Source organism: Dyadobacter soli, from assembly GCF_900101885.1.
GTDB classification, from domain to species: Bacteria; Bacteroidota; Bacteroidia; order Cytophagales; family Spirosomataceae; genus Dyadobacter; species Dyadobacter soli.
Map to the genome: position 1 here is coordinate 19,671 of NZ_FNAN01000020.1, position 25,194 is coordinate 44,864.

At 46.4% G+C, this 25,194-nt stretch carries 18 protein-coding genes; 10 read left to right on the forward strand and 8 right to left on the reverse strand.

Features of this window, described 5'->3' with window-relative positions; genetic code table 11:
• Positions 1 to 683 precede the first annotated feature (683 nt).
• Complete coding sequence (locus BLQ88_RS28345) at positions 684 to 1,418, forward strand: DUF4262 domain-containing protein (protein WP_090156393.1); 735 nt, start codon at positions 684 to 686, stop codon at positions 1,416 to 1,418.
• A gap of 512 nt (positions 1,419 to 1,930) precedes the next feature.
• Entirely contained in the window at positions 1,931 to 2,509 is a 579-nt protein-coding gene (locus tag BLQ88_RS28350; RefSeq protein ID WP_090156394.1) for a hypothetical protein, read from the forward strand.
• 602 nt (positions 2,510 to 3,111) lie between these two features.
• Here the strand turns inward: BLQ88_RS28350 and BLQ88_RS28355 are convergent.
• Both BLQ88_RS28355 and BLQ88_RS28360 read right to left on the reverse strand, forming a co-directional pair.
• On the reverse strand, positions 3,112 to 3,741 hold the full coding sequence (locus BLQ88_RS28355; RefSeq protein ID WP_090156395.1) for a hypothetical protein: 630 nt from the start codon (positions 3,739 to 3,741) through the stop codon (positions 3,112 to 3,114).
• 59 nt (positions 3,742 to 3,800) lie between these two features.
• A complete protein-coding gene (locus tag BLQ88_RS28360; protein ID WP_090156396.1) occupies positions 3,801 to 4,916 on the reverse strand; it encodes a hypothetical protein in 1,116 nt (371 codons plus the stop codon).
• A 427-nt stretch (positions 4,917 to 5,343) separates the two neighbouring features.
• Here BLQ88_RS28360 and BLQ88_RS28365 point away from each other — a divergent pair, with 427 nt between their 5' ends.
• From BLQ88_RS28365 to BLQ88_RS28380, 4 genes are all read left to right on the forward strand, one after another.
• Positions 5,344 to 5,766 (forward strand): hypothetical protein, encoded by a 423-nt coding sequence (locus BLQ88_RS28365; RefSeq protein ID WP_090156397.1) that lies wholly within the window; start codon positions 5,344 to 5,346, stop codon positions 5,764 to 5,766.
• An 87-nt stretch (positions 5,767 to 5,853) separates the two neighbouring features.
• Positions 5,854 to 6,039, forward strand: coding sequence for a hypothetical protein (locus tag BLQ88_RS28370; RefSeq protein ID WP_090156398.1), 186 nt, complete (start codon positions 5,854 to 5,856; stop codon positions 6,037 to 6,039).
• Positions 6,040 to 6,054: 15 nt separating this feature from the next.
• On the forward strand, positions 6,055 to 6,234 hold the full coding sequence (locus BLQ88_RS37620; RefSeq protein WP_374754781.1) for a DUF2442 domain-containing protein: 180 nt from the start codon (positions 6,055 to 6,057) through the stop codon (positions 6,232 to 6,234).
• A gap of 120 nt (positions 6,235 to 6,354) precedes the next feature.
• Positions 6,355 to 6,720 carry a hypothetical protein gene (locus BLQ88_RS28380; RefSeq protein ID WP_143016950.1) on the forward strand — a complete coding sequence of 122 codons (366 nt, stop codon included), beginning with the start codon at positions 6,355 to 6,357 and terminating at the stop codon, positions 6,718 to 6,720.
• A gap of 210 nt (positions 6,721 to 6,930) precedes the next feature.
• Here the strand turns inward: BLQ88_RS28380 and BLQ88_RS28385 are convergent, their stop codons facing one another.
• Positions 6,931 to 8,385: a serine hydrolase domain-containing protein gene (locus tag BLQ88_RS28385; protein WP_090156401.1), complete on the reverse strand. Its 1,455-nt coding sequence runs from the start codon at positions 8,383 to 8,385 to the stop codon at positions 6,931 to 6,933.
• A 296-nt stretch (positions 8,386 to 8,681) separates the two neighbouring features.
• Positions 8,682 to 9,119: an MBL fold metallo-hydrolase gene (locus tag BLQ88_RS28390; protein WP_143016951.1), complete on the reverse strand. Its 438-nt coding sequence runs from the start codon at positions 9,117 to 9,119 to the stop codon at positions 8,682 to 8,684.
• Between the two features lie 691 nt (positions 9,120 to 9,810).
• Here BLQ88_RS28390 and BLQ88_RS28400 point away from each other — a divergent pair.
• On the forward strand, positions 9,811 to 10,182 hold the full coding sequence (locus tag BLQ88_RS28400) for a hypothetical protein (protein ID WP_090156404.1): 372 nt from the start codon (positions 9,811 to 9,813) through the stop codon (positions 10,180 to 10,182).
• Positions 10,183 to 10,542: 360 nt separating this feature from the next.
• On the opposite strand, the gene BLQ88_RS28405 is transcribed toward BLQ88_RS28400, so the two are convergent.
• The 4 genes from BLQ88_RS28405 to BLQ88_RS28420 form a co-directional block, all read right to left on the reverse strand.
• Complete coding sequence (locus BLQ88_RS28405; protein WP_176885136.1) at positions 10,543 to 13,032, reverse strand: peptidase domain-containing ABC transporter; 2,490 nt, start codon at positions 13,030 to 13,032, stop codon at positions 10,543 to 10,545.
• Positions 13,001 to 13,339, reverse strand: a complete 339-nt coding sequence (locus BLQ88_RS28410; RefSeq protein WP_090156406.1) for an ATP-binding cassette domain-containing protein — start codon at positions 13,337 to 13,339, stop codon at positions 13,001 to 13,003. Before BLQ88_RS28410 ends, BLQ88_RS28405 begins: the two co-directional genes overlap by 32 nt.
• An 82-nt stretch (positions 13,340 to 13,421) precedes the next feature.
• Entirely contained in the window at positions 13,422 to 14,000 is a 579-nt protein-coding gene (locus BLQ88_RS28415) for a DUF6734 family protein (protein WP_090156407.1), read from the reverse strand.
• A gap of 948 nt (positions 14,001 to 14,948) precedes the next feature.
• A complete protein-coding gene (locus BLQ88_RS28420) occupies positions 14,949 to 16,688 on the reverse strand; it encodes a T9SS type A sorting domain-containing protein (RefSeq protein ID WP_090156408.1) in 1,740 nt (579 codons plus the stop codon).
• A gap of 562 nt (positions 16,689 to 17,250) precedes the next feature.
• Here BLQ88_RS28420 and BLQ88_RS28425 point away from each other — a divergent pair.
• From BLQ88_RS28425 to BLQ88_RS28435, 3 genes are read left to right on the forward strand one after another with little or no spacing between them, the layout of a single operon-like run.
• A complete protein-coding gene (locus BLQ88_RS28425; RefSeq protein WP_176885137.1) occupies positions 17,251 to 20,241 on the forward strand; it encodes a sensor histidine kinase in 2,991 nt (996 codons plus the stop codon).
• Complete coding sequence (locus tag BLQ88_RS28430; protein WP_090156410.1) at positions 20,241 to 20,861, forward strand: response regulator transcription factor; 621 nt, start codon at positions 20,241 to 20,243, stop codon at positions 20,859 to 20,861. The genes BLQ88_RS28425 and BLQ88_RS28430 overlap by 1 nt, the downstream gene beginning before the upstream one ends.
• A gap of 55 nt (positions 20,862 to 20,916) precedes the next feature.
• Entirely contained in the window at positions 20,917 to 25,155 is a 4,239-nt protein-coding gene (locus BLQ88_RS28435; RefSeq protein ID WP_090156411.1) for a ubiquitin-like protein, read from the forward strand.
• Positions 25,156 to 25,194 lie beyond the last annotated feature (39 nt).

The window sequence follows — 25,194 nt, forward strand, 5'->3', positions numbered from 1 at the left end:
AACCTGGGAAATATGTGACAATAGCAATACAGATGCTTTAAATTAGTTGATGGGTGAACTGTTGAGCGCCAATATATTAAGTTAGCCTTATCGTTGTCCCATCAACCTATGAGTTCCAAGGTTGACATCTTTCTAGCCGACACTGCGTAACGGTAGATTCTAGGAATGGAGTATATAGTTCATCATACTACTTCAACGGCCCATATAAAGCATTATCACCGTGATTTGGACGCGGAATGTTGGTTTAAGTTGGTTCCTGTTGTATTGTTTAATTGACCTGAGGGCATTGGGAGAGGTGGAAAAGCCCAAGGCGGTCGCGGTAAATGTTGCAAGAATGGATGAAGCAGTGCAAGCAGATGGAGGCAAATCGAAACAAATTCCGTAACGACAATAGCGAGTGTTGCCGGAGGTTGGACAGGGGCAGCCATAGGTGCATAGTTGTAAAATTGAAGTTTTGGACATCGCATTCTGGGAATCTCCGAAGCAAGGACCCAAAACGATTTGTCTGCTGGTTTCGCTAACAGCGCTAATTTTGTCGACGCAATTCCTGCGTTACAAAAGGCACTCCGGCACATCATGATGATGAACATGTTGACGATGGATGGACGGAAAGACAATATGACCAATCTTTATGAGGATTGTCACAAACTTGTACATGGCGATAGTCAATAACAATACAACACATGGTAGATAGAGCAGCACTTATTAAAGCTATTCAAGCTAATATTGAGAATTACGGATACCACGTGACAGTAGTTACCGGTTTAAATTTACCGAGATTCTCATACACCATAGGTTGCAAAGAAAATTTCGGTTTAGAAATTATTTTTGCTGGTGGTGAATATTATTCAGAGAACGATATTAGAGTTATTACCATTAAAATAGTAGACGAGCTTGAAAAACGGAAGGATTGGAAGACGGTAAACGTAGAGCTTGGCTTGTTGGGTTCTTTCTCACTTTCGAGCGTTGATAAGTCTTGGAGTAGGTTGGTTGCGTTAGGAGCATATGACTTTTACGATCAGGATGATATTCAATTTGTTCAAATTTTGCCCGATAAAGAGCATATTACTATGGATATTCCCGATATGTCTATGAAGTTCGATTCTTGTTTTAACCCAGTTTGGCAGTGGTTAATTCGAAATTGGGACTATTCTGTTCCTCGTAACTCTACTGCCGTAACTAACCTGAAGGTCCTCCGCGGAGAAAAAGCTACCGAAGCTATGAGGTGGGAAGTAGATCAATGGGAGATATTTTCAGGTGCTGGCCCAGATGTTCCGAAAGAGGATCTTCGCGTAGTGCCACTGGGAGTGTTATTGGGTATTGATCAATCTCTCGAACAAACGATTCACTTACAAGTTGGAACTGGGTTATGGCGTGATCCCGTTCATCTTGTTTGGAATTCTTGGACCCAAACTTAGCGCATTATGCAAGATTGTACCTGAACAGCGCTAGCCAAACTAGGATCCGGCCTTACTGACTTTCGATTTGGTAAGAATGAGATAATGGAAGTCAACAATTCTGGATTTCTCACGTATTTCCTTTCATCCAAAGGGGTTCTTATTAGCGCCTGATGCGTCGGACTTCACCCAGTGAGAGTTCTTGCTTGAAGCATTTCTCCCGACGGCTGGCAGCTGCATTCCAGGCTTGTCTTAATAGATCAAACAATTTCGTCAGCTGTTCCATACCTGTGTGAACGGGTAGCGACGGATCAGCTTTTCAGTTGTTTGATACCAGATTTCCCGAAAAACAATTCCATTGTCTTGTCAAAGCATCTAGCTATTTCTACATTCCCTATATACTCACTTAGACAGATTTAATTATGCGGAATATTTATCTTCTACTATTTTTTGTCTCACATCTAAATGAGTGAATCTACAAATAGTATTCCCTATTTTGCAGGAACTTTATTTTAAACCGTTAGCACTATTTTATGACTTCCATCCCCAAGTTTCAAAATCGGGTAAAATGGTTAGCCAGTTCTGTAACAATCGCATTTTTATCGTCTTTAGCCCAAATAGCTGACGTGCAGGAGGAATACAGGCTATATTTACTAATTTTTGAAATACTTGCCTTGACACTAGCTGCCGGCATTCTGATAGTCGTGGCAGTAGATGGATGGTATCTGAAAACTTGGCCTTCGGGCATCCCCATGGCATTATTGGTCATATCCACAATTTCTTACATAGCATTGATTTGTTGGTTCAATGGGTATTTGTTTAAAAGAAGCGTTATAAATGCCGTGTTTCTGGATGATTTCAGCAGCATGCGTCTACGGCTTTTCGAAGATGGTAAATATGTCTTAATCGATGATTGGATGTTCGGCACTAATAGATATACAGGTCACTATTCATGGAACGGAGACACCATCAAGCTACCGTATCCGCCAATTCCCGGACGAGATTTTATCGCTTTAAAGATGCTGGTCGACAGAAAAGCGCGGCGGATATACTTCAGACGCAAGATAGACGGTAGCTATGAAAGAGGATTCTACTACTTCGAAATTGATTAGGTACAGCATTGATGCACTCTCAAAACCTCGAAAGCTCCGGAATAGGTGGTTATGCCTTGCCACTAGTCATTGTCTAAGATTGTCTCGCAAAACCTGGGGGAAATGTGTGACAGTAGTTGTTGAGATGCTAGGAAGCGGTTGACAGGTGAACAGTCTATCAGCGGTGCTTGATCCTAACTGAACGGTTGTCCCCTCAACCGGTACCGCGGATCGTCATTCGTAGGCCTGTGTTCTCGCTTGCTGACCAGCATCTATAGGGTTAATCTTACCTGAATAGCCTGGGGAAGACGATATTGGGCTGATCTGCCGGAGCGTTGCCCGGGACAATGGGCCAGCGGGCTCGGATTACGCGCGGAAATGGCTGGAATAGGACATGGCAGAAAATGCGATGGAGCTGGCCGGGTACCGGCAGCAGTTGCGTAGGTAGGGGCTGGATACTGGGAAAGATAGGTCACTTAATATTGGATTATAGGAGGGCTGATTAGTACGCATGGTTCACTCAGGTATAACTCGTTGAAATTCAGAATAATGAATGATATCTTTTCTGAATTTCAACCGATCAACGGGTTAATAACCTGTGCACGATTTATTACATACGGAGATTAAAAGCGTTTTCCAATTGACAGTAAAAATTGTGGAAATAAAACATCGCCATTAGTGTCCAATTGAAGGCCCGTTGTCGCACCGATGACCCAATTGTTTTTAAAATTATGTCTGGCAAATATTTGTAAGGTTCCTCCAGCTGACACTGTCCGTTGCGGTTCTGTGTTTCGATTAATTCTTAACGGCAACGGATATCCTGTAAGTGCGGGAAAAAGAACTTCCCTGTCATCCGCTAAGGACGAGGATTGGAAGCGCGCTACTACTCCAGCCTTACCGCCTATTTCAAATTTGTTTGTTCTTAAAAAGTAATATCCTACTTTTCCTACAACCTGTACGGCTGCAATAGTGTATCTATACGACAAATCCTGTTCTGGTAAATTGTCCGGTTTTACTTTCAAAATGTCAGCACCATCATGTATAGTAGTGGCCAATTCGGTTGACCATAAAAACCTTTGGTTAAATATTCTTTCATATTCCATACCTATCATCAAGCCATATCTGTCTCCTGTACCAAGTTTTGCCAGTCCAATATAACTACTAAAAAATTGATTAGGAATCGATTGAATTCTTTGGGCAAACGATGAATTTATAATGAATAGGCAAACGAAAATTATTTGTATTTTTCTCATATGGTCATTTTACTGTCGGGACTGGAAATAGGATCCGGTCCCAACAATATATACATTGATTAAAATCTCCTTTTGAAATTCATGAAACTTATTTGATATACCTGAGTTGCTGGATCAGTAAACTGAACCATTGAAAGTCCAAAGTTATTGTCATCAGCCCCATGGTTAACAGTGTAGGATATCGCAGGGAGTCCATTGGAAGATGGGACCGAAACTGTAGTAGAGGATGTCCCTCCACCATCTCGTTCCCACCAGTTCTCGATCGTATAGTTGCCCCAATTACTAGTATTCCAGTTGCCGGCCGAGTGTCCAATTTCGTGCCATACCTGATTTCTGAAGTTCTTCCGTTTAAGTTTTCCGAAATCTCGATTTGAAATCTCCACGTTGCTTGCGTTGCGAATTATTACCTTAAACTCTAGTTTTCCAGACGTCCAGTGCTCAATTGCATTTAAGTCAGTTACTTGAATGATACCGGCATATTCTGCACCACCATTAGTGCGAGCTCCGTACTGTTCAACATTTTCGTCGGTTCCAATTACAAAAACGTCATTTTCCCAAGCATAGTCCTCGTCCACCTTTTGAACAAAAAACCAAACACCGCTATGCGGAGATTGAACCATATATCCATTTAATGCAAGCGGTGGAGTATCAGGGAGGTACCCAGATGAAGTTCGGCCGCCAGCATCTGCCCCAGCAGTAATTGCGTCTGCTTGAAGTACGGCGAGAGGTTCTGATGTTACTACGTCTGATACTCTTGCCGTAGGGTTCTCAACCATATTCTCTTCTATTGTTTCAGCTCGCGGATAGAAAATGAGCGGTTCATTGTTGTGAACTAGCGGTTTTATTTGCTTGACCAGTGTCTGGAGCCGTTGCATAGAGGCTTTATATTTTTCTTGGTCTTTATAGTTTGAGATAATATCTATAATGTAAACATTATAATCGCCATGCTTCTGTTTTAAGCATTCTTCTAATACAAACTGTCTGAATTGAGGTTCTTTGGCTAATGACAAAACTTCAACCATGACCTTTAGTTGGAGTTCCCTCAATGGGCTATTAACAACGTCAAGTGGAGTGTCATCCGTTTTTTGAGTCAAGGGCAGTTCATTCTGGCAACCTGTAAATAGTAATCCCAAAAAGAAGGCCGCAATCGGCAAAGGCCTTAAAATTTTTAGCATAGTTTTGTTAATTGAGGTGAGAATAAATGAAACCTTCACAATATAAACACTTCTTATTAACTAAGAATTAATTTATTTCATATAGTAGAATTTATTCGTATAAATGTTATTGATTGGTCACAAGAATGAAGCGAGAAAGACATTGACCATCAATATTTAAAAAATCCAACCCCTTTCTTTTTATCAGGCGAATGTGAAAACAGGACAGAAGCGGGAATATGCCGGAGGCCCCGTTTAGATAACTCATTTTAAATGAGAAAACATAGAACAAGCCCTCGCAGGGGATTTTGGCCAAGTTCTTCGATTTGTGCAAGGAGACGGGACTTTTATAATTGTGGAAAAGTGTTTATAGCTACATTTGCCCCGGTGGTAGACGAGCCAATCAGGCAGGATATGCATCCCAATAGATTTTGAGAATAACTGTATTATGAAAACACTTATTTCCGCTTTTTTCCTGCTCATCGCGCTTCTACATTTCGGTTGCTCAGAAGATGCTGATCCAGTTGAAGTGCAGTTGCCTATATCTGGGAAATGGCTATACAAGGACAACATAGAACCTGGGTGTGATTCACTCATTGGCAGTATAATCGAAATTAAAGGTACGAGCGCCAGAATTGTCTCGGTTCCTCCAAATCCCTCTGAATTTAAAACTGGGGACACATTATTTTCGGATATAAAAGCTGATCACACCCAATTTTTGGGTACGGGTTATATTTTAACCCCAGTCGGATGGCGTAAAAGCGAGGCTATCGTAGTCAGAATTATATTCAGTGGTAGCGGGCAGGAAATGCATATAATCTATTCCGGCACCGATTGTAATGCAAAACAGCATTGGGTTAAAGAGCCTTAGGATGTAAGTGGTATACTTACAGTTCTTTACAGGGACATTCGCCAATTTTGCTGATCGCTCGTTCGGCCAAACATCTATGGATTTTGGATGATAAATGACTCAGACAAATACAAAAAGAGTTCTTACAGCCTTTTTTTTGAGAAGAAGGTCAAAGAAGCCAGATCCAGTAAAGGAAAAGGGAAGCTGATCCAAGTCAATCCGGAGAATGTATGGGAAAGTATCGAATCCGGATCGGAGCTCGATAGCATGGGGATTAACATACAACCTATTTGATTTCTAAACGAGCGCATCTTTATCCGGACAGCATCAGGTGAAGAGCAAAGTATGCCGCTGGAGTGGCTTTCTAGGCTTTCGAATGCTACCCAGGCAGAGCGCGAGCGGTTCGAACTTTCCCCGTTTGGGATCCACTGGCCGGATCTGGACGAAGATTTGAGTTTTGAAGGGTTTTATACTTATTCGAAGAATTAAAGCGACGTTGTTGGCACTTAAGCTTCGACCATTGTCATATTTATGCTTAGATTTTTTAACGCGCTACTTACAACTTTACTGGCATCAACTGCCTTGTTCTCATGCATTAACCAATTTGGAATGGCTGGCCCTACTATCGGCGGGGAAAAGCGGAAAAATAAGGTGGCGCCGCCATATGCGTTTAGTAAGTCAATGTTTGACTATCGTAAGGAGCGGGGCTATTGGCCCAAATCAGAAATGGACTTTGGTGCCTATAACGGCCAGGTTATACGGAATTTATACCTGGAAGATTTCAAGGAATGGTACCTGGGGAAAAGCAATGAAGATAGCCTATATGTTCATTTCACACATGCCCCTGTAACTTCAAACGGCCATGTAGGGGGTATACCGATCCCAGTTAAAGACGTGGAAATTAAAACCTTGTATGTGTTTTCACAAGGTACGGTCAACACGGTACGCGAGAAGGGTGGAAAGAATAGTAAGTAGCAATTAAAATAGACGATGAAACGGATTTTGTTCATTATTGCGCTAAGTGCGAGCCTAAGTGTCTGTGACTTGTTTGAAACCCCAGAATGGCACAACTGGCGGCTGGCGGCAAATTGACGAAATAGTCTTAGAAAACCAGAGTGAACTAGATTTAACTGATAATCTGCCTTAAATAACCTCCGATCTTCGAGACCGGTTTGGATTTGCAACTTATTGGGTCGATATTTTCTCTGCCATCTGCTTGGCCCGAACATTGTTTGTATCCAACTCATATGCACGGTTGTAGTAACGGCGGGCAAGCTCTGTTTTACCCTGTAACAGGTAGGCCTCAGCCAGGTCGTCAAAAGCCTTTGAAGAAGAAGGGAAAGAATCCACGTTCAGCTGGTAGATCGCGAGAGCTTCTGCGGGGTGGCCCGACAGAAGCAGGCTGTAACCTAACTGGCTGAACTGATAGATAAATTCCTGTTCACCATACTCAGCCAGCCGCTCCTTTTTCAATGCTGCATATTTGACTTTGGCTGCGGCTAATCCCTTACCTTTCAAGTCTGCCGCGACCAGATCCTTCAGGTCGGGTTCGGGCAAATCGTAAGGCAATTCATACAGGATGCTGCGAAGTCGGTTCCGGACGAAGCCCAGTTTAGCTTCATTAGTGTTGGTTAATAGAATAATCAGGTTTTGATCGTCTATTGAGCGGGAAATTAATGTGTTGAAGCCAGCGTTTGCCCCGCCATGCTCGACAAAGGTGAGCGTATCATGGGTACGTGGATGTTCCCACTTGCGGACATTAAATCCATAGCCATAATTATTAAGGTAGGCAGTAAACATGCCGCGTTTCAGAGAGTCTGGCAATAATTGTTGGCCGTAGAGGGCGCGGTCCCATCGGTAGAGGTCGTCAATAGAGGAATAGATTCCTCCCGCACCCAGCGAGAGCGAATTGTCGAAATAGGCGGCCTGAATATAGCCGTCAAGCGGCGCCCAGCGATATCCCGTGGCTAAGCGCGAAATTACCTGCTCGTTGGGAACGTAACCCGTTTGTGCCATACCCAAGGGGCCAGTTATCTGTTCAGAGAGGAGTTGCGCATAGGATTTCCCGGTGACAGCTTCCAGAATGGCTGCCAATACCGAGTAACCTGAGTTGGAATATCCAAATTTACTACCAGGTTCGAATTCCAGGGGCAGGTTTTGAAAAATGGCCAGCAACTCATCGGAGGTGAGGCGGCGGTGGGCGTACCGGGTGTCGAAGTCGGGAAGATTGGTGACATCTGAAATGCCAGATGTATGATTTAGGAGTTGATGGAGCGTTATCCGGCGGCCAATTGCAGCGGGATAGTTAGGCAAATAGTCCGCTATTGTCCCGTTGAGCCGCAATTTACCGCGGCTGACCTGCTGTAAGATCAGCATGGCGGTAAACTGTTTGCTAACAGAGGCCAGCATAAATTTTGTGTCGAGAGAATTCTGCACCTGCCACGACAGGTTGGCCATCCCAAAGCTGTTGCGATAAATTACCTGGCCACTCTCAGCTACTAGTACCGTACCCGAAAATTGGCCCAAATTATGGAAGGCCCGCATGAGCTGATCGATACGGTCAGTTTTCGACTGTGCATGTGTTGGAAAAAAAACCAGGATAAGCAGTGCAAATGCTAATAAGACATTCCAGTACTTCATTGGTAGGTCGTTACGATGAAATCAGGTTAACCCTTTATTTTCACTAGATGCAATTCTAAAAGCAGATGTTGCATATTATCAAAAATTAAGAATCGGTTTCTTGGTGTCTTCAGTCGCGGTCTCATATAACCTTGAGAAAATGTGACAGCATCCATTCAAATGCTGAAAACCAGTTGATAGGTGAACCACTAAGCACCCCCTATCAAATTTAGGTGTGGGGTTGTGGCGTCAACTTGTGGCATCCTGGGAACTTTCGAATAGTCCTTAAAAGCGGGACCAATTGCTCATATTTGAAGCTATAACGCTATTTGTAACAAATCTTTACCCACGATAATCTTTCCAGAATAGCTGGTGTGGACGGCTTTCGTCCACACCTCATCTGTCAGCGATTTATCGTCTGGCGGTACAAAATGTGTTAGAATCAATGTTTTCACCTTGGCGGCCGACGCAATTTTGCCGACATCTTCGGCTAGGGTATGATGCGATAAAATACTGGCTTTTAACCGGACAGCATTCGGGCGTCTTTTCACCATCTCTTCGACGGCAGGGCCATTCATTACTTCATGGACCAGAAAATCAGCTCTGGAAGCAAATTTGGCCAGAGGGGGAAAATAGGCCGTATCCCCAGAAAACACAACCACCTTCTCGCCAAGACGGAACCGTAATGCATAACTTTCGTCAACCGGCGGGTGAACAGTCTGCAATGCGTTTACCTCAAAGTCAGATGTTGTCAATAGCGTTCCGGCTTTGTATTCGTGGGGGATGACTAATGGCCTGATATCGGGGCACGGGCGCATTACGCTTATCGGGCTGCTTTGCAATCGGACTATTGTCATGTGACAACTTCCGGGAGGCTGATCCCATCATCACCCACCAAGTGAAAGTTGCAAACCTAAATAAAGATACTTTGATCGCAGTTTTTAATGAGAAGCTAGCAACCACAGTCAGAGTATCTTTCGTGGAAACGCTATCTGATACTGCATTCGTCAAAATTGCGTCTGATACAGCTTTTTCGAAGCATGGGGCTACATTTTTACTCCCAAGTGCAAATCCGCCTCTCATGAGTATATCAGGCCTCTCGGGTGAGTCGTTGTTTATAAAATATCAGCCATATAAAAAGTCAATTTCAGGCGATCTTGCGATCGAGATTACTTTTCAGAAATAACCTTTTAAAACGTCCGTGGCAGGGTTATACGTAATATATATCTGGCAGATTTCAGCGAGTGGTACCTGGGAGAAAGCAATGAAGATAGCCTGTATGTTCATTTCACCCATGCCCCCGTAACTTCAAACGGCCGTGTAGGAGGTATACCGATCCCAGTTAAAGACGTGGAAATTAAAACCCTGTATGTGTTTTCACAAGGCACGGTCAGAACGGTAAGCGAGAAGGGTGGAAAGGATAGTAAGGATCAATTAAAATAGACGATGAAACGGATTTTGTTCATTATTGCGCTTAGTATGAGCCTAAGTGGTTGTGACTTGTTCGAAACGCCAGAATGGCACCATGTGGTTAAAGAGGTGAGCGAAGTGGACCACTTTGTCATTGACAATGGCGAACGAGGTGTTCTCGTCCGGTTTTTGATTGAAGGAGAGCTAAGTGATTCCGCGAAGATTCAATGGTCGGTGGATTCAACTTTCCGGGACTCGCTGAATAGTTATTATACCATCAAACTCCCCAAAGGGAAAGTGAATGTGATTTCTGGGCCTCATGATTATTATGGTACGAAGATGTATCTCAAATACATACCTATAAACCCGTTAACAGAGGGTAAGCTTTTGATCCGTACTAGGATCTGACTTGTCGCAAATACTGCACGTTTTCTGACACATTTAGTCAGTTCGAGGTCCGTCTCAGAAAAGGGGGGAAGACTTCAACTATACCTGCCAAAATTTCCATTTGCTCTTTTTTGACAGTTCCTTAATCGTCTGATTTGTCAATGAGCGAGGTTTATTGGCGAACAACAAATATCTTGTCGTGACTACTTCCGTGCAACGTGTGGTAGAACATATCTGTAAATTAAGGTAAAAATCGGCACCTGAGGTCAACCGGCATAGCATTGAGCTCACTGTCCTCGTTTTCGTGCCCGATCCAAAGTGTAGGCAGAAACTCAATGCAAGCCGCGTTAGCTCGGAGTCGTACTAACGGTCCATTAAAGGTTACCTGGGCTGCATGTTTTCCCAAAAACGACTGTAACTATTTTCGGATAGAAGCAAATCGTAATGTGTTCCTGACGCAACAACCGTATTTTGTTCCAGAACATATATTTTGTCGCAAAGCTGCGGCAACGTATGCAGCCGATGTGATACGTAGACAATTGCCATACCGCACCGGAGCGTTTTTAGAAGGTCCATGACGGATATTTCGCTGCTCATATCCATGGCCGCCGTCGATTCGTCGAGCAGTAATAGTTGAGGTTTGGCAAATACCGCCCTCATTAACCCGATCCACTGTTTCTGGCCGCCGGATACCTGTATCCCTCCGTTGCCGACAAGTGTGTGGATACCCTGGGGCAAGGATGAAAGAAATGGTTTAAAATGCACATTCTCAAAGAAGGAAGCGATATGCTCCTGGTCATCATGGTGTCCGAGAACGATATTGTCCAATACAGTTCCGTTGAAAAGATGGACGTCTTGCGGGACACTGGCAACGTTTCTACGCCATTGCGTTAAGGGGATCAGGGCAGCATCTTGCGTGTCGTTAACTTCGATCTTCCCCGAGGCAGGTGCGTAAAAACGTTCCAGTATCTGAATCAAGGAGCTTTTCCCGGAACCGCTGGCGCCAACAATCCCGACGATTTCTCCTTTGGAAATGCTGATGTTTATGTTATGCAGCAGCATTTTCCGGCCAGCAAACCGGAAGGACACATTTTTCAGAGCGATCGTTTCGAGGTGCGACAAATCCGTGGTCGGTTCCGGGCGAGGAGTACCTTCCGGTTTGATATCCGCAAACTCGAACATGCGGTCTATCGCGATTCTGGCCTCGTTTACCGGGATAGCCAGTAGCGCCAGACCTGCCACTGATGGCAGCATGGTAGAGCAAATGCCGAGAATTGCGATGAGTTGACCTGCTTTTAATTCTCCCAGGAAAACGTCATAACTAATGTAGGCCAATACGGTCATCAGAATCAACACTCCTGCCATGGAAGCATAAGCACTTAGGCGAAGCCTTACCAGCCCGAGTTCGAAAATACTGACTTGATAGTTTCCGTATATCAGTTTATTCTGGTGCTCAAAAATAGACTTCCGGTCAAACGATTTGATGACGGCGATGCCTCGAAGCGTGCTGATGTAATTTCCTTCCGTAAGTGCGTAATTGGACATCACTTGTCGCTGTTTCTCTGAGATGGACCTATGGAAACTATAAATCAGCAAAAAGTAGAAAGGGAGGCTTAGCAGAACCGTAACGGCCACCTGCCACGAATAAAAAAACAACGCCCCTCCCGAAATTACAACGACCAGGGTATCTGCCAGCACCTGGCCCGCTAGTTGTCCGATGACCTGCTGAATTCGCGCCGTATCGTTCATTCTCGCGATAAGGTCTCCCTCATTTCGGTAATCGAAGAATAGTTTTGGCAACCCGAGTAATGTTCTCTGGAAATCCGCGATGATACGATTGTTAAATCCTTGCGATTGTTTTAGCAGAATGTAGGAGCGCAGCGCTTCGAGGGCGACCCGTATTAACAGGATAAAGGTCACCAGGAACAGACCGGAAAAGAGCTTTTTATGATTTTTAGAGGGTATGATGTGGTCGATCAGGTTTTGGGAGAAAATAGCCATTGTCAAACCGGATAATACGATAACCAATCCCAGAACGGCGGCCGCGGCAAGTAGCCCGATATCCTCGTGAATCAAGTTTTTGAACCATTTTATCTTCTCCCGGTCCCGGTGGGCGCTCTTTACGAAACCTTCGTTCGGCGTCAGGACGAGGCATACCTGCGATTCCCAAATCGCTGAAATTTGCTCTTCCGACATGGCCAGCAAGCCCCTGGCCGGATCGCCGATCAGATATAGCGGGGCTTGTTTTTGATAGTCCGTGCGACTATTGTCCCTCACCGCGCCGTACCACACAATGTAGTGCAGGAAAGTCCCATCCGACAATACGTGTAAAATCGCCGGGTCGGAGATTTTTTTTAACTCCGAAAATTGAATTTTGCAGCCATTGGCAACGTTTGCGACCCATTTTAAAGTTGCAACCTTAATACTTAGTAATTGTTGGATCGTCAGGCAGCAAATGCATGAATTAATTAGTGCGAAACAAGCCAATACAACAAACTCTTTTGAGAAGCCACCGGATATAAGGTACAAAAACAGGATACTTCCCGCTAGAAGCAGGTAAGTTCGCGAAAACAGGTTGAAAACAATATCGATGAACGCTTTCTCCGGCCGACTTACGGGGTCGTAGAAATGGAACAGATTTCCTTTGCTTTTAAATGACGGAAAAAAAATCAGGACGATTGGAATTATAAAAATGGTGCTGATAATGAATTGCCGTAGCAAATGGAGCGCATCGTTATTGCCTTCTGATGAGAGGTAATTAAGGATCATTCCAAAGCCATAAACATTGGTGATCGTCATCAGGATCAAAAAGCCATTGCCGAGTAACACGGCTGTGGACTTATTGGCATTCAGGCTGTTTGCGATTTTCATTTTCAACAAAAACCGGATCAGACGGAAACTCTTTACCATAGCTAGGAGATGGTTTCGGTGGTGACTGATTTACTCCAATTTGCTGCTCATTCAGAGAGATTTCCTTCCGGAGAGGCTGACCGTCGATGAGAATTCCGCCCTTGTCCGGTTTAATGATCCCGGCACATATGTTTATAATAGTGCTTTTACCGGCACCGTTCTTCTCTAAAAGGCAGCACACCTCTTTCGCAGGTACGATGAAACTCACCTCTTGCAGAACCTGGTTGTTGTTTTTGTAAGATTTTGAAATGCTTTTTACTTCCAGCATATGGTATCACACGCTTTAATTTAGAAACTTGGAAACAGGCAGTTTCGCGCCCCGGCGCCGGGATATGAAACTTACCGGGTTATCAGCAGTTATAGTACTGATAGATCCCGTAGCCTACGCATGCCACGCCGACATGGTTGCAGGAAACCGGGTTTTGTTTCGCATATCCAATCGCATGAACGTACTTGTTCGTCATGGGTGTCACTGAAAATTTTACCAGATCGGTTGAATTTTCAGTGACATTATCTAGCAGCGTTCCGATTTGCAAGCCCCGCGATTGGGCTAGAAGATAGAAATACAACTGTTCAAATATGACATTGGTTTTGCCGGGTTTTACATGGCGAAATTTTTCCTTATTTCGATTAACCATTGAAAAAGCCGCTGATCCGAAAGTCTTGAAAAATTCAAGGTCATTCCCGCCAGTAATTCCGGCATTCACACTCACTATACTGTTGGTGTCGATATCTGCCAGAAAATCGTGTCCTGACTCATCGGTATACAACTCGATTTCCGGATAAAGCTGTTTACATTTTAAGCAGCTTAAAGCCAGGCTCATAGCGTGTGTTCTTTCCGAGAGCCATCCACCGGTCGTTCGTTCATTGTTTTCGTGTTTATCATTATTTTTCGTGGGGAGCGACCAATAACTTTGGACAATCTTCATTTAAAATCTTCAATTTCGGTTTCCGATACTTCTGTTTCAATTCTTTGAAATCAGAAAATTTGCTGTTCCAGACTCGTTTTAAACAACTGGTTGCAATTCTAGTTATTAAGTGAATATTTTTAAAATGGATAATCGACGAAGAAAACTTTTTTTTCGATGAATGACGATTAATTATCGACCACTGCCGTTTTTTTGACTTTTAATAGGGTGTAGTTCAATTGTCTACTGATATTAAAAAGTGATTAAAAAATACGATTTTGTTATACAGTATTTTAATTTTGATAATTTATTAGTATTTATTTTGATCGGCTGCTTTTAGCGAGCCAACCCTTTGTACTTATGTTCATTACTATTCATTATTCTTTGTTGATTTTTAGATATATAATTCGATTGCAGAAACAATATATCGGAATCGACTGTAAATGAAGTATCGACGCGGTTCAGGTTTTCGTTAGTGCGATCCCTTCGAAAGTGGAACGATCGCAGGATTTTATTTTGTTTCCTGAGCCCCGTTTTCGTTTTATTCTTTTAAAATGGTAGTCGGATCCGATTTTTGATGATGGCAGGTTTATCCAGGTTTAATGAAATCGATAATGTTACCATCGACCCGACCTAAATTTTTCTCATTGGCAGGTGTAGTATTTCGGCCTTGTTCTTTTCGAGATCCTGATCTAAGGTGGAGATACGTAAATAAGCAATATTCCGGGGCGTTTTTAACGGATTAGATGAAAACCTGATTGGATGATTTATTTTATAATGTACATCTGCGACGTGCGGCCAGTGATGAGCACTGCCCAAGCCTTGGTGCCTATTGCTCTTCCATTGTAACTGTTCGATAAAATATCGATTATCAATAGGTAAGCTAATGCAGACATTCGCTTCACGGGGTGAAATGCAAGTCGGTTTTCCCTAAATTGGCCAAATAAAGAAGACTTTATTCTACCGGTCTCAATGTTGCACCCAAACTTTTAACTGCTCATTGCCAACAGATATCATATACAACCCGTTTTGAAGCGATTTTGTATCGATCGGCTTACCTGGCAGCAATACCGACTCGTGAACCGAAAAACCCTTCATATTTTGAATTGATATAGGGCTAAAATTGGGCGCATTCCGGATGTATACAAATTCCTGGGCCGGATTAGGATAGGCTATTGCCGCAAGGGTATTCGCGTGCACCCAGACAATCTTGGAATATTCAAAACTACCATCCCAATCCCATTGCTTCAAACGGTAGTAGCTGTTAGTAAGCGGAAGGGCATCTGTAAAAGAGTAACTTTTCAACGTGCCCGAATCACCATTTCCATGGACAAAACCGATGGACGTAAACACCCGCCCGTCGGCACTCCTTTCGATTTCAAAACCTTTATTGCCGGCTTCGGTAGCAGTTTGCCAGACAAGCTTGTTGCCTTCTGCTACTTTTTTGATCTCAAATGATACAAGCGTTACTGGGAGGACCGTCCTACACTCTGCCGAATTGAGTATCTGTTCTCTCGAATAGCATCCAATCCCGCCAGAAATTTGGGCTCTTGCTTCCGGGTTTGATAAATAAGTGCACATGCTTTTCACACTGCACTGGGTAAGATTGAAAGAACCCTCAATGTAGACAGACTGGATGGAATCTGCATTCAGATTTTCCAGTCCGATTAGGCTGGGTACGTCCACACCGTTAAAGAAAATATTGTTGACAACTTCCAGGGAAGTCAGCCCGCTAAAACTTTCGAATGAGCCTTGGACCTCCCATCGACGAATGGTTTTCAATGAACCCAGGCCGTTGAAATTTCGGAAGGCCGGATTGGTTGTTCTTCGCATATAAAAAAAATCGATGAACGTGACGTTATCCAAACCCTCATATCCCGGATAATCGCCTCCTACATAAAGTGTCCCGATAGACTTGCACGAATTCAAACCTTGGAAGCTGTTGATTCCACCCGACCCGATCCATATCGCACGGAATGACTGTATTTGACTAAAATCCGAAAGATCGGCAAGCATCGGTAAGCCATCGATATCTACCCGACCGAGTGCTGTAACACCATTAAAAATATTTGCACTCGTGAGCAACGGGTCACTCCTTAATTCGATATCCTGAAGGTAGGGAATACTGGGCGGGAAACCGTTGAGGGACGTTAGCAACGGATTTCGCTGCACCGACAAAGAGACACAGCTGTCCAAAGCCAGCAATCCTTGCAGGTTTACCAGTTTGGTGTCGGAGATCCTCAATGTTCTTACGGCAATTAAGCTGGAGAGCCCGTTGAGACTGCTTAAGCCGCCCATGATGTCCAGAGTTTGGACCCTTTGAAGGGCATTAAGGCCCGACAGGTCTGAGACAAGCGGCCCCACGGCCAAAAAAAGTTGTCCGGTGTACTCCGGTAAGTCCGCTGTTAAATCCTTATCGACTGATTTCAGAGCTGAGAAGCCATTCAAATTGGTTAGCGATGGATTGTTGAATATACTGAGATTTCCTATAACCCGTGTGATAGCAGAGAACCCGTTAAGGTTAGTGATATTGCTGCCGACGCCCACATTGCCGATCAAGACGTCTCCGGTGATAACTGTGCATCCCGGATTATTTATCGGAAAATTGTCGACGCTCGCCTGGGTAGTAAAATTACCGCCAGGGCAGGCGGTTACATTAATCGCATGCAATGTGTACAGTGCGGTCATGATGAGTAGTAAAGCTTTCATAGGGCAGGAACAGGTTTAGTTCGAAGAAATTACCTATTAGTACTAAAACAGTTACAACGTTAGTTAAAAATGTAACTATTTCATAATTAGGTACTAATATTCTCTATTTGATCAAATTTTCCGATAATTTGGACTTAGGGTAACTGTGCTCATAAGCACTTTAACAGGCTTAAATAGAACCTCGGATCTTCGACGCCGAAAGGGATTATATACTTTCTATCCTGGCTAAATCATCGGGAAAAATTTCGGGACCGGGCGGTGCTGCCGAGCTGTTGAAATTGACCGGCTTGCCCCCAACACTTATACAGGTTGCAGAAAATGATGTGTTACGAAACTTCGCTGAACCTGTCTCTTGCATGGAGAACCGACCCAAGTCTGCCACAAAGGATGCAAGCATCGAGACCTAAACAGCCATGCAGATGAAGCCGGAAAATGAGACGTTTTCACTTCGGACTTCCGAATATTTAGGGAATTGTCCCGAGTAAAAAGCAAGTGTCCGGGAATTTTGCATTAAACGGGAGGTTACATCTGTTTGTCTTGGTGCGTTATGAAAATCCGCTGCATGAAGTGGTTGTTGTTTACACTTTCTATACTTGGCATCGGGTTGACCAGGCAAGGAGCATATGGGCAATCCTATGTTGTTACCAAGTTGAAGCTTTTTCCAGACCGTGATAAGGTTCTTATCAAGGATGTGGCCAGGGATAGCAAGGGGTTTGTATGGTTTTTGACCAATGGTGAAATATACCGCTACGATGGCTATCGGTCGCTGGATGTGCTTCAAACCATCGCCAGTCAGCTGCAAATAAACGATATGCCACAGCGGATCCTCATTGACCGACAGGACCGATTGTGGATGGTTGGTAATGCCAATCTGAGTTACCTGGATCTGAAAACCTGGAAAGTGCATTCAGTAGAGACAGCGCTGCTTCCGCCCGTTCAGGAACGCCAAATTTTTTCGATCAGTGAACTCTCCGATGCTACCGTCGTCGTGGCTTACGAAAACGGTCATCTATTATTGGTGAAGGAGCATCAGTTTTTCCGTGTCGATGATCTCTTTGAAAAGAGCAGGAGGTCAAGCAACAAGATGGCGCCGCGTAGCATCACGCATTGGAAAGGCAAGATATGGGTTGGAACGCAGGTGGGTATTATGATGTCTATCGATCCGGCAAAGCAGTATAAAACCCATTTTATCACGCTGCCGATAGGCGATGTCCAGGTAAGGAGCCTGATCGGACACCTGGATACACTTTACATTGATGTTCCGGGGCGGAATGTGGCGGTTCGGCTTGCCGAAGGAGTTGGCCGACAAATGCAACCGGAAGGCTTTAAACTTTCGAATGATAAATTTTTCCTTCTGAAGGACGGGTTGGATATTCTTGTGTATGCGGAGGACGATACCGTGTATGTGATGAATCACGATTTTCGTTTGCGGGAAAAAGTATCGATGCCGGCCCAAAATAAGCTTAGGACAGTCGCCGGGGTTATTACAGGAGATGAGATATTGCTCGGTACCGAGGAAGGCATTTTTGTGGTGTACCCCAAAGCAAAGGGACTCACACAGCTGATCCCGCAAAACAACGGCCCCAATAAAAGCACGCGGGGAATCTATGTGTACCCTGTTGGCTCCATTTTTTATTCTACTTACAGTGGTGCAGGGTATATCGACTCGGCCGGTGCGGTCTATACGTTCGCGGAGTTGAAGCACGCTTACGCGTTGTTACCCCTGAATGAGCATGAGCTGTTGGTTGGTACCGAAGGCGGCTTTCTGAAGGTTTTCAACCGACAAAGCCGAGCGATCAAGCCGCTCGAATATAGCTTATCTGCGAATGTACAGAAGAAGTACAGTGGGCACCTGCCCAATTATGTACTTTGTCTGGCCGAAACTTCCACGCAGATCCTGATCGGAGGGATGAACGGGCTTTGGCTTTTGGATAAAAAGCTTCGGGTGCTCGATCGGTACGAACTGACCGAAGGGGCGCCGCATATGCTGGATTTACAAATACGTCACATTCATAAGCTATCGGATAAGCATTTACTTTTGAGCACAAGTCTTGGGCTATTCGAATTGAAAAATGGGACATTGGTGAAGAGATATCCCCAGTCGGGAAATATGGGGGTCTACAAAACCATGGTTGAAAACAACATTCTCTGGATTGCGACCCAGGGAGCAGGGCTGGTGGGTCTGGACCGGCAGTGGAACAAGGTGAAGCAGCTCACAACGGCTTCCGGTCTAGCGAATAATCTGGTATACAGCCTGGAACAGATCGATGGCGTGAAAGTTTTGGGGACAGCCGATGGATTGAACCTGGTGGATGGTCAATATAGGGTGCGGCGCATTGGGACCGCTGAGGGACTGAGCCAACCGGAATTCAATTCAGGTGCTTCTTTTGTGGACGCCAGACGAAAGCGCGTATATGTAGGAGGGTTGTCGGGGTATGCTGTGCTCGACATGCATCAGGGATGGTTTGATCCCGCCCATCAGCTGCAAAGCTTTGTGGCGGAGGTACACACATCCACAGGCAGGACCGGACAAAAATCCCGCGATTATACCTGGCCATATCGTGGTGAAACTACCTTGAAACTTGTTCCGGGCCAAAGTTTGACCGCCTTGTATGTGGGTACACCCGGCAATTACCGGGCGGGCTGTAACCTGGCATATGCACGCAACGGCGGGGATTGGGAGTCGCTCGATGGCGGGCAATTTATCTCGCTCATTGAACCTTCGACGGGACTGTACGACTTGCAGCTGCGTACGCGAAGCACCGGTCTGGGGCACAGCAGCAAAGTGGTGACGGTGATCAAACTGCCTCATTTTTCAGAAACCTGGTGGTTTCGTGGATTGCTGGTGCTGTGTGCCGCTGGTATCGTCGTTTTGTTTTATCGTAGCCGCGTTGCCAAAGTTCGCAGAGAGCAGGCCATTCGCAATCAGATTGCGGCGGACCTGCACGACGAGGTGGGGAGTTCGCTTACCCGCATTTTTTTTCAAGCCAATTCATTGGCCGACAACCTGGAACCTGCGGGAAAGCAGGACAGGCAATTGGCTTTAATCGCGGATACAAGTAAGCAAGCCTTGTCGACGATGAGTGATATCGTGTGGTCAATCGATTCCCGTTTTGACACGATGAAAGACCTGGTGATCAGAATGAAAGACTATGTATACCGGCTCCGGGAAGAGTTGGGTTTCCGGTACAGGTTTGAGGAAGGAGTGGACACCGACGCTGGAATTTTGTCGCAGATGGTGCGGCAAAATATTTTCCTGATTTTCAAAGAAGCACTGAACAACGCTATAAAACATAGCGATGGTTCCGAAATTCTGATTCGTTTGCTGGCTGAACCGCACCTAAGCCTTGTCGTTGTCAACCAGTACAGGGAGAATACCATACCGCTCGGCGCCCGCCTCGGGGGGCGTGGGTTGGAAAACATGACGTTGCGCGCCGCAAAGGTGGGAGGAAAGCTTTCCATCGACGACGCCCGGGGGAGGTTTTGTGTGACCCTGGAGATACCACCCAAAAGAGGGATGTCGACACGTGCCCAATCACCTAACTTTGTGTGATGATACGATTGGGAATTATTGAAGACGACGACCAAATTCGAGCTATGCTGGAAAATTATTTCAGTCAGCAGGCCGGTATGTCCGTTTTGCTGTCGGCCTCCTCGGTAGAGTCATTCTTTGAGCATTGGTCCGAGGGGATTTACCTGGACATCGTATTATCTGATATCGGCTTGCCGGGGGAGTCGGGCATCAAAGGCATTCCTCGGATCAAAAGGCGGGCGCCCAAATGCGGCGTGCTCATGTTAACCGTGTACGATGATGCCAATCGCATTTTTCAGGCATTGTGCAATGGCGCTTCAGGCTACATGCTCAAGCAAACCCCTTTGACACAAATCCGGGATGCTGTCAACGAGCTTTATCAGGGAGGCGCACCCATGTCGCCTGGCATTGCCCGGAAAGTCGTGGAGTACTTTAACCCTAAAAGCGCGGGACAGCTATCCGAGAACCTCACGCCGCGGGAAACACAAATTGTGGAGGCCATCGAGGAGGGGCTCACCAACAAGGAAGTGGCTATTCGAATGGATATTTCGCTGGAAACGGTCAAATACCACATCAAGAACATCTACGAAAAGCTGCAAGTGAACAGCCGGCACGCGCTGATCAGTCGTAAATACAGATAGCCTACCCAAAAGGGGGATACCGTCGTAGCACTGAATTGATTCACTTTGTGCTACTATGAAAAGACTTCTACAAAATACATCGATACGGCTGGAAAGCTTGGTAAGCTGTCGCGGCCTTTTAGCGGCTATGCTCCTTTGCGTGCAGCTGGCAGCCCAGCCCAAGGTACTTGCTCAGGTTATTACACCGAGTGGTAGTAATATCCTTTATGTGAACCGCGACGTTAACACGGGCGCGGCTGGCTATACTGGCAGCGGTGATTCGTGGGCAAACGCCATTCCGCAGCTGGCCGATGCACTGCATTGGGCCCGACAAGCGTATCAGGCCGGAGGACACGGCTGGAGTAGCGCAAATCCCCTTCGGATCCTGGTAGCCAAGGGCGTATACCTGCCACGCTATCAGGCCGACGATCGGCATTACACTACGGATGGTGGGAGGTACAACAGCTTCGTGATGGTGCGTGATGTACAGTTGTACGGCGGCTTCGACCCGGCTGCGGGCATCGATGATCTTGGTGATGCGCGCATCCTGCCCAATAAGGCAGCTCCCGGCCAGGGTACGGTGCTAAGCGGTGATTTTTTGGGGAATGACAATCAGACTGATTTTGTCGGCCATGCCGAAAATGCCCACCACGTCGTGATTTCGGGAGGAAACGCGGGTGTCGCTCGCCTGGACGGTTTCGTGGTTTCCGGGGGGAGAACTAACGATGAATCCACCGGCATGATTCCTGTGAACGGACAAATGGTGCAACATGGAACAGGGGCGGGGTTCTATATCTCAAATTCCTCCCCGTCAATAGTAAATTGTTTGTTCTATCGGAATACAGCGACGACCCAGGGCGGCGGCGGGTGTATTTTTGGGAGTGGGTCGGAACCCACGCTATCGCAATGTACTTTTTATAAAAATGCGTCTGAAAGCGGCGGCGGCTTATATTGTTATGGGACTACGGCCATTTTTAGCGCCTGCGTATTTGAAGAAAACAGTGCGGGGAATGGGGGGGGAGGGGTGTATAATTGGGCTTCCAATACTTCTTTTACGGACTGTCAATTTACGAGAAACTCAGCGGATGGCGGAGGTGGATTGGGCAATCTACTGGGTAGCCCAGTCATAACGAATGGACTTTTTGCAGAGAATTCAGCTCAGAATGGGGGCGGGATTGGCAATGGCGAGGGAACGATTACACTTCAAGGGAGCACGTTGACTGGCAACTCGGCCACAGCGGATGGCGGAGGCGTGCATAATATCCAGGGTAACATGACCGCAAACGATTGTGTGTTTGAATCGAACGAGGCAGGTTCGCGGGGCGGAGCGATGCGGAATGACCGGGCCACGGTCATTATCCGCCGCAGCAGGATTGCCAATAACACGGCAGGCCAGGGCGGTGCAATCATCAATGAAGCATGTAACTCCGTGAATATCTTCAACAGTAGCCTGACGGGTAACAATGCCTTGATGGGCGGTGGGATGATGAGTGGATTGTGCACGTTGGTGCGCATGACCAATTGTACCGTTTGGGGAAATGTTACAGGGGCGTACGGAGGCGGTGCACTGACAAACGTGAACTCGCCGTTTACGCTGGCGAATTCGATCGTTTGGAATAACGAATCGAATGGGGTGAGCGTTAGCACGGAAGCGTCCCTTTCCACCATGTCAGGCGAATTACCCAAAATCAAGAACAGTCTGATCGCTAACTGGGGTGGGAGTACCGCCTGGAACGCGGCCCTTGGTGTGGACGGAGGAAATAATATCGATAATGATCCAGATTTTGTATCGACCACACCCGGCAACGCGAATTTTCTCCGGCTGGCTAACCCAAGTCCGGCACGAAATACGGGTAGCAATAGCGCCTATACCGACGTGGGCGGCAACTTGTCCACCGACAAGGACCTGGCCGCCAATCCTAGGGTCGTAGGCTCGGCCATTGACATGGGTGCATTGGAAAATCAAAGCGCGCATGCGGGTATCCAGGTGTTGGTCACATCGTGGACTGGTGAAACGTTTTCAGTGGATGTGTTTCTTTCCGACGCCGTCATGCAATTGAAGCAAAAGATTGAGGATCTGAAAGGTATTCCGGTTGCTGAGCAGCGGCTTCGGTTTAACGGAGAGTCTCTGGTCGATGGCATGACACTTGGGGATTATGCCATACAAGACCAAAGTGCCCTACAGTTAGTCCGGGTAGCCGAAATATTGTATGTGGATGCAGTTAACGGCAACGATGAGAATGATGGCGTATCCTGGGCATCGGCCTCTCAATCCGTCAGTCATGCGCTGGCCATTGCCAATGCTGAACCACTTGTCTCGACCATCAGGGTAGCGAAAGGGGTATATTACCCCACCGGTGTTGCTAACGGCACAGACCGTACGTCTACGTTTCATATCGCCCGCGGTGGGATACGGTTATTTGGCGGGTATGATGCCGTTACAGGGGAACGTAACCTGACTACCAATATCACAAAGCTAAGCGGAAGCATTGGTGATCCAGGCATTGCCACAGACAACAGCTACCATGTGATGGTGATTGCCAACATGCCCGCAGATGCAGACAGCATTGTCGTAGATGGATTTGTAATTTCGGACGGGTATGCCAACGGCGGTGGCACAGCTGCCTTTAATGGGGTATCAGTATCACAGAACTATGGCGGGGGCATTTTCAGCAAACGAAATTTGAACGGTCAGAAGTTGCGTTTCGCCAACCTGATTATTCAAAAGAACTTTGGAGCATTTGCAGCCGGGATGCTCAATGAGGAGCAGTCCTCTCCCTTGATTGTCAACTGCCAGATCACCGGGAACGCCGCCGGAGGTAACGGGGGCGGCATGCTGAACAGGAATGCTTCGTCTCCCCAAATCATCAACTGCACCATTGCGGGTAACAAAGCCAACGACGGTGGAGGGATTTTTAACTATATCGACGCAGCTCCGGTGATTCACAATACTATTTTATACGGTAACAGCAGCGCGATGAATAGCTATGCCGGAAGTATTCCTTCTGTCAGCTACAGTCTGGTGCAGGGGGGAGCAGAGGGCACTGGTAATTTGAATCTTAATCCACTATTTGCCAACGCAGTTAGTCATACCCTTGCACCTACGGGTGACGGTGATTACCGCCTCGAATCTTGTAGTCCCGCGATCAACAGCGCCAGCAATGCCCTGTTACCGGACCAGCTCACGACCAGAGATCTGGCTGGTAGCTTGCGCAAGGTCCATCAAATCGTCGACATGGGGGCCTGGGAATTTCAATCTTCCCTTCAAACAGCGGCGCAGTCACTGGCACAGCATGGGGATCAGGGTACAGCAGCCGTTGCCGGGCGTACGGATTTGATGGTCAGTAATGACGCTTGCAGGATCGTGATCAGGTTGTTGCCCACTGGCAGCAGCCCGGTTTCAGGCAATGTCAGCGCGAGCGTTTATGTGGACGCGGACGTAGCGCATTTCCGCGGCTCGCCTTATGTACAAAGGCGCTATGTGGTAACTGCACCAGCGGGCGGCTCAGCACTGTTGACCTTGTTTTTCACTCAGGAAGAGTTTGACCGTTTTAACCACGCATTGCCCGCGGGGCCGCTTCCGTCGGGACCAGATGACGCCGTGAACAAGGGTAACTTGCGGGTGTTTAAATTCAGCGGTTTTGATGGAAGTCAGCCGGACGATTTTCCAGGAGCGCCGGAGGCGATCACACCAGCGCCTGAAAATATCCAATGGAACACCGTCCACGAGCGTTGGGAAATCACTTTCAATGTCGATGGTTTCAGTAGCTTTTTGATAGGATCGGCGGCTAGCCCACTTCCTGTGAAGCTGGTGTCCTTTGTCGGAATGGCGAACGACGACCAAAGTGTCCAGCTAGATTGGCGTGTGACGGAGCAACAAAACATTGAGACTTACAAAATTCAATACAGTACGAACGGGCGGGATTTTCAGCCGGCGGGATCAGTGCCAGCCACCGACATGCTTCAAAGTAACTATACCTTCCGGCATACACCGTCACCGGGAGCTGCGGTTTTGTATTATCGCTTGCTAATTGAGGAACGGGACGGGGCGCGTAGTTTCAGTCGGATGGTAAGTGTCGGTTTACAGGGCCCAGGTCAGGTAATCGTTTATCCGAATCCTGCCGTCGCCGCCGTCCGTGTCAAAAGACCAGGAGCCACGGGTACGACGGGCAGGCTTCTCGATCAGTCGGGGCGTAAGGTACGTGCCTGGGTATTCAAATCAGACGAGCATTGGGTCGACGTGTCAGCCCTTCCAGCGGGCCTGTACCTCATGCTGTTCAGCGATGGAATAACTGAAAAATTCATCAAGCAATAATAAATTATATTTGTAATGTCCAAATTATGTAGCTTTGCC

Excerpts from the sequence above, each read along its gene's own strand:
- BLQ88_RS28410 (WP_090156406.1), bottom strand. The coding sequence starts at position 13,339 with ATGCTGGAAGTAAAAAGCATTTCAAAATCTTACAAAAACAACAACCAG.
- BLQ88_RS28415 (WP_090156407.1), bottom strand. The coding sequence starts at position 14,000 with ATGAAGATTGTCCAAAGTTATTGGTCGCTCCCCACGAAAAATAATGAT.
- BLQ88_RS28425 (WP_176885137.1), top strand. The coding sequence starts at position 17,251 with ATGAAGTGGTTGTTGTTTACACTTTCTATACTTGGCATCGGGTTGACC.
- BLQ88_RS28350 (WP_090156394.1), top strand. The coding sequence starts at position 1,931 with ATGACTTCCATCCCCAAGTTTCAAAATCGGGTAAAATGGTTAGCCAGT.
- BLQ88_RS28435 (WP_090156411.1), top strand. The coding sequence starts at position 20,917 with ATGAAAAGACTTCTACAAAATACATCGATACGGCTGGAAAGCTTGGTA.
- BLQ88_RS28365 (WP_090156397.1), top strand. The coding sequence starts at position 5,344 with ATGAAAACACTTATTTCCGCTTTTTTCCTGCTCATCGCGCTTCTACAT.
- BLQ88_RS28400 (WP_090156404.1), top strand. The coding sequence starts at position 9,811 with ATGAAACGGATTTTGTTCATTATTGCGCTTAGTATGAGCCTAAGTGGT.
- BLQ88_RS28355 (WP_090156395.1), bottom strand. The coding sequence starts at position 3,741 with ATGAGAAAAATACAAATAATTTTCGTTTGCCTATTCATTATAAATTCA.
- BLQ88_RS28405 (WP_176885136.1), bottom strand. The coding sequence starts at position 13,032 with ATGAAAATCGCAAACAGCCTGAATGCCAATAAGTCCACAGCCGTGTTA.
- BLQ88_RS28345 (WP_090156393.1), top strand. The coding sequence starts at position 684 with ATGGTAGATAGAGCAGCACTTATTAAAGCTATTCAAGCTAATATTGAG.
- BLQ88_RS28370 (WP_090156398.1), top strand. The coding sequence starts at position 5,854 with ATGATAAATGACTCAGACAAATACAAAAAGAGTTCTTACAGCCTTTTT.
- BLQ88_RS28360 (WP_090156396.1), bottom strand. The coding sequence starts at position 4,916 with ATGCTAAAAATTTTAAGGCCTTTGCCGATTGCGGCCTTCTTTTTGGGA.
- BLQ88_RS28380 (WP_143016950.1), top strand. The coding sequence starts at position 6,355 with ATGGCTGGCCCTACTATCGGCGGGGAAAAGCGGAAAAATAAGGTGGCG.
- BLQ88_RS28385 (WP_090156401.1), bottom strand. The coding sequence starts at position 8,385 with ATGAAGTACTGGAATGTCTTATTAGCATTTGCACTGCTTATCCTGGTT.
- BLQ88_RS28420 (WP_090156408.1), bottom strand. The coding sequence starts at position 16,688 with ATGAAAGCTTTACTACTCATCATGACCGCACTGTACACATTGCATGCG.
- BLQ88_RS28430 (WP_090156410.1), top strand. The coding sequence starts at position 20,241 with ATGATACGATTGGGAATTATTGAAGACGACGACCAAATTCGAGCTATG.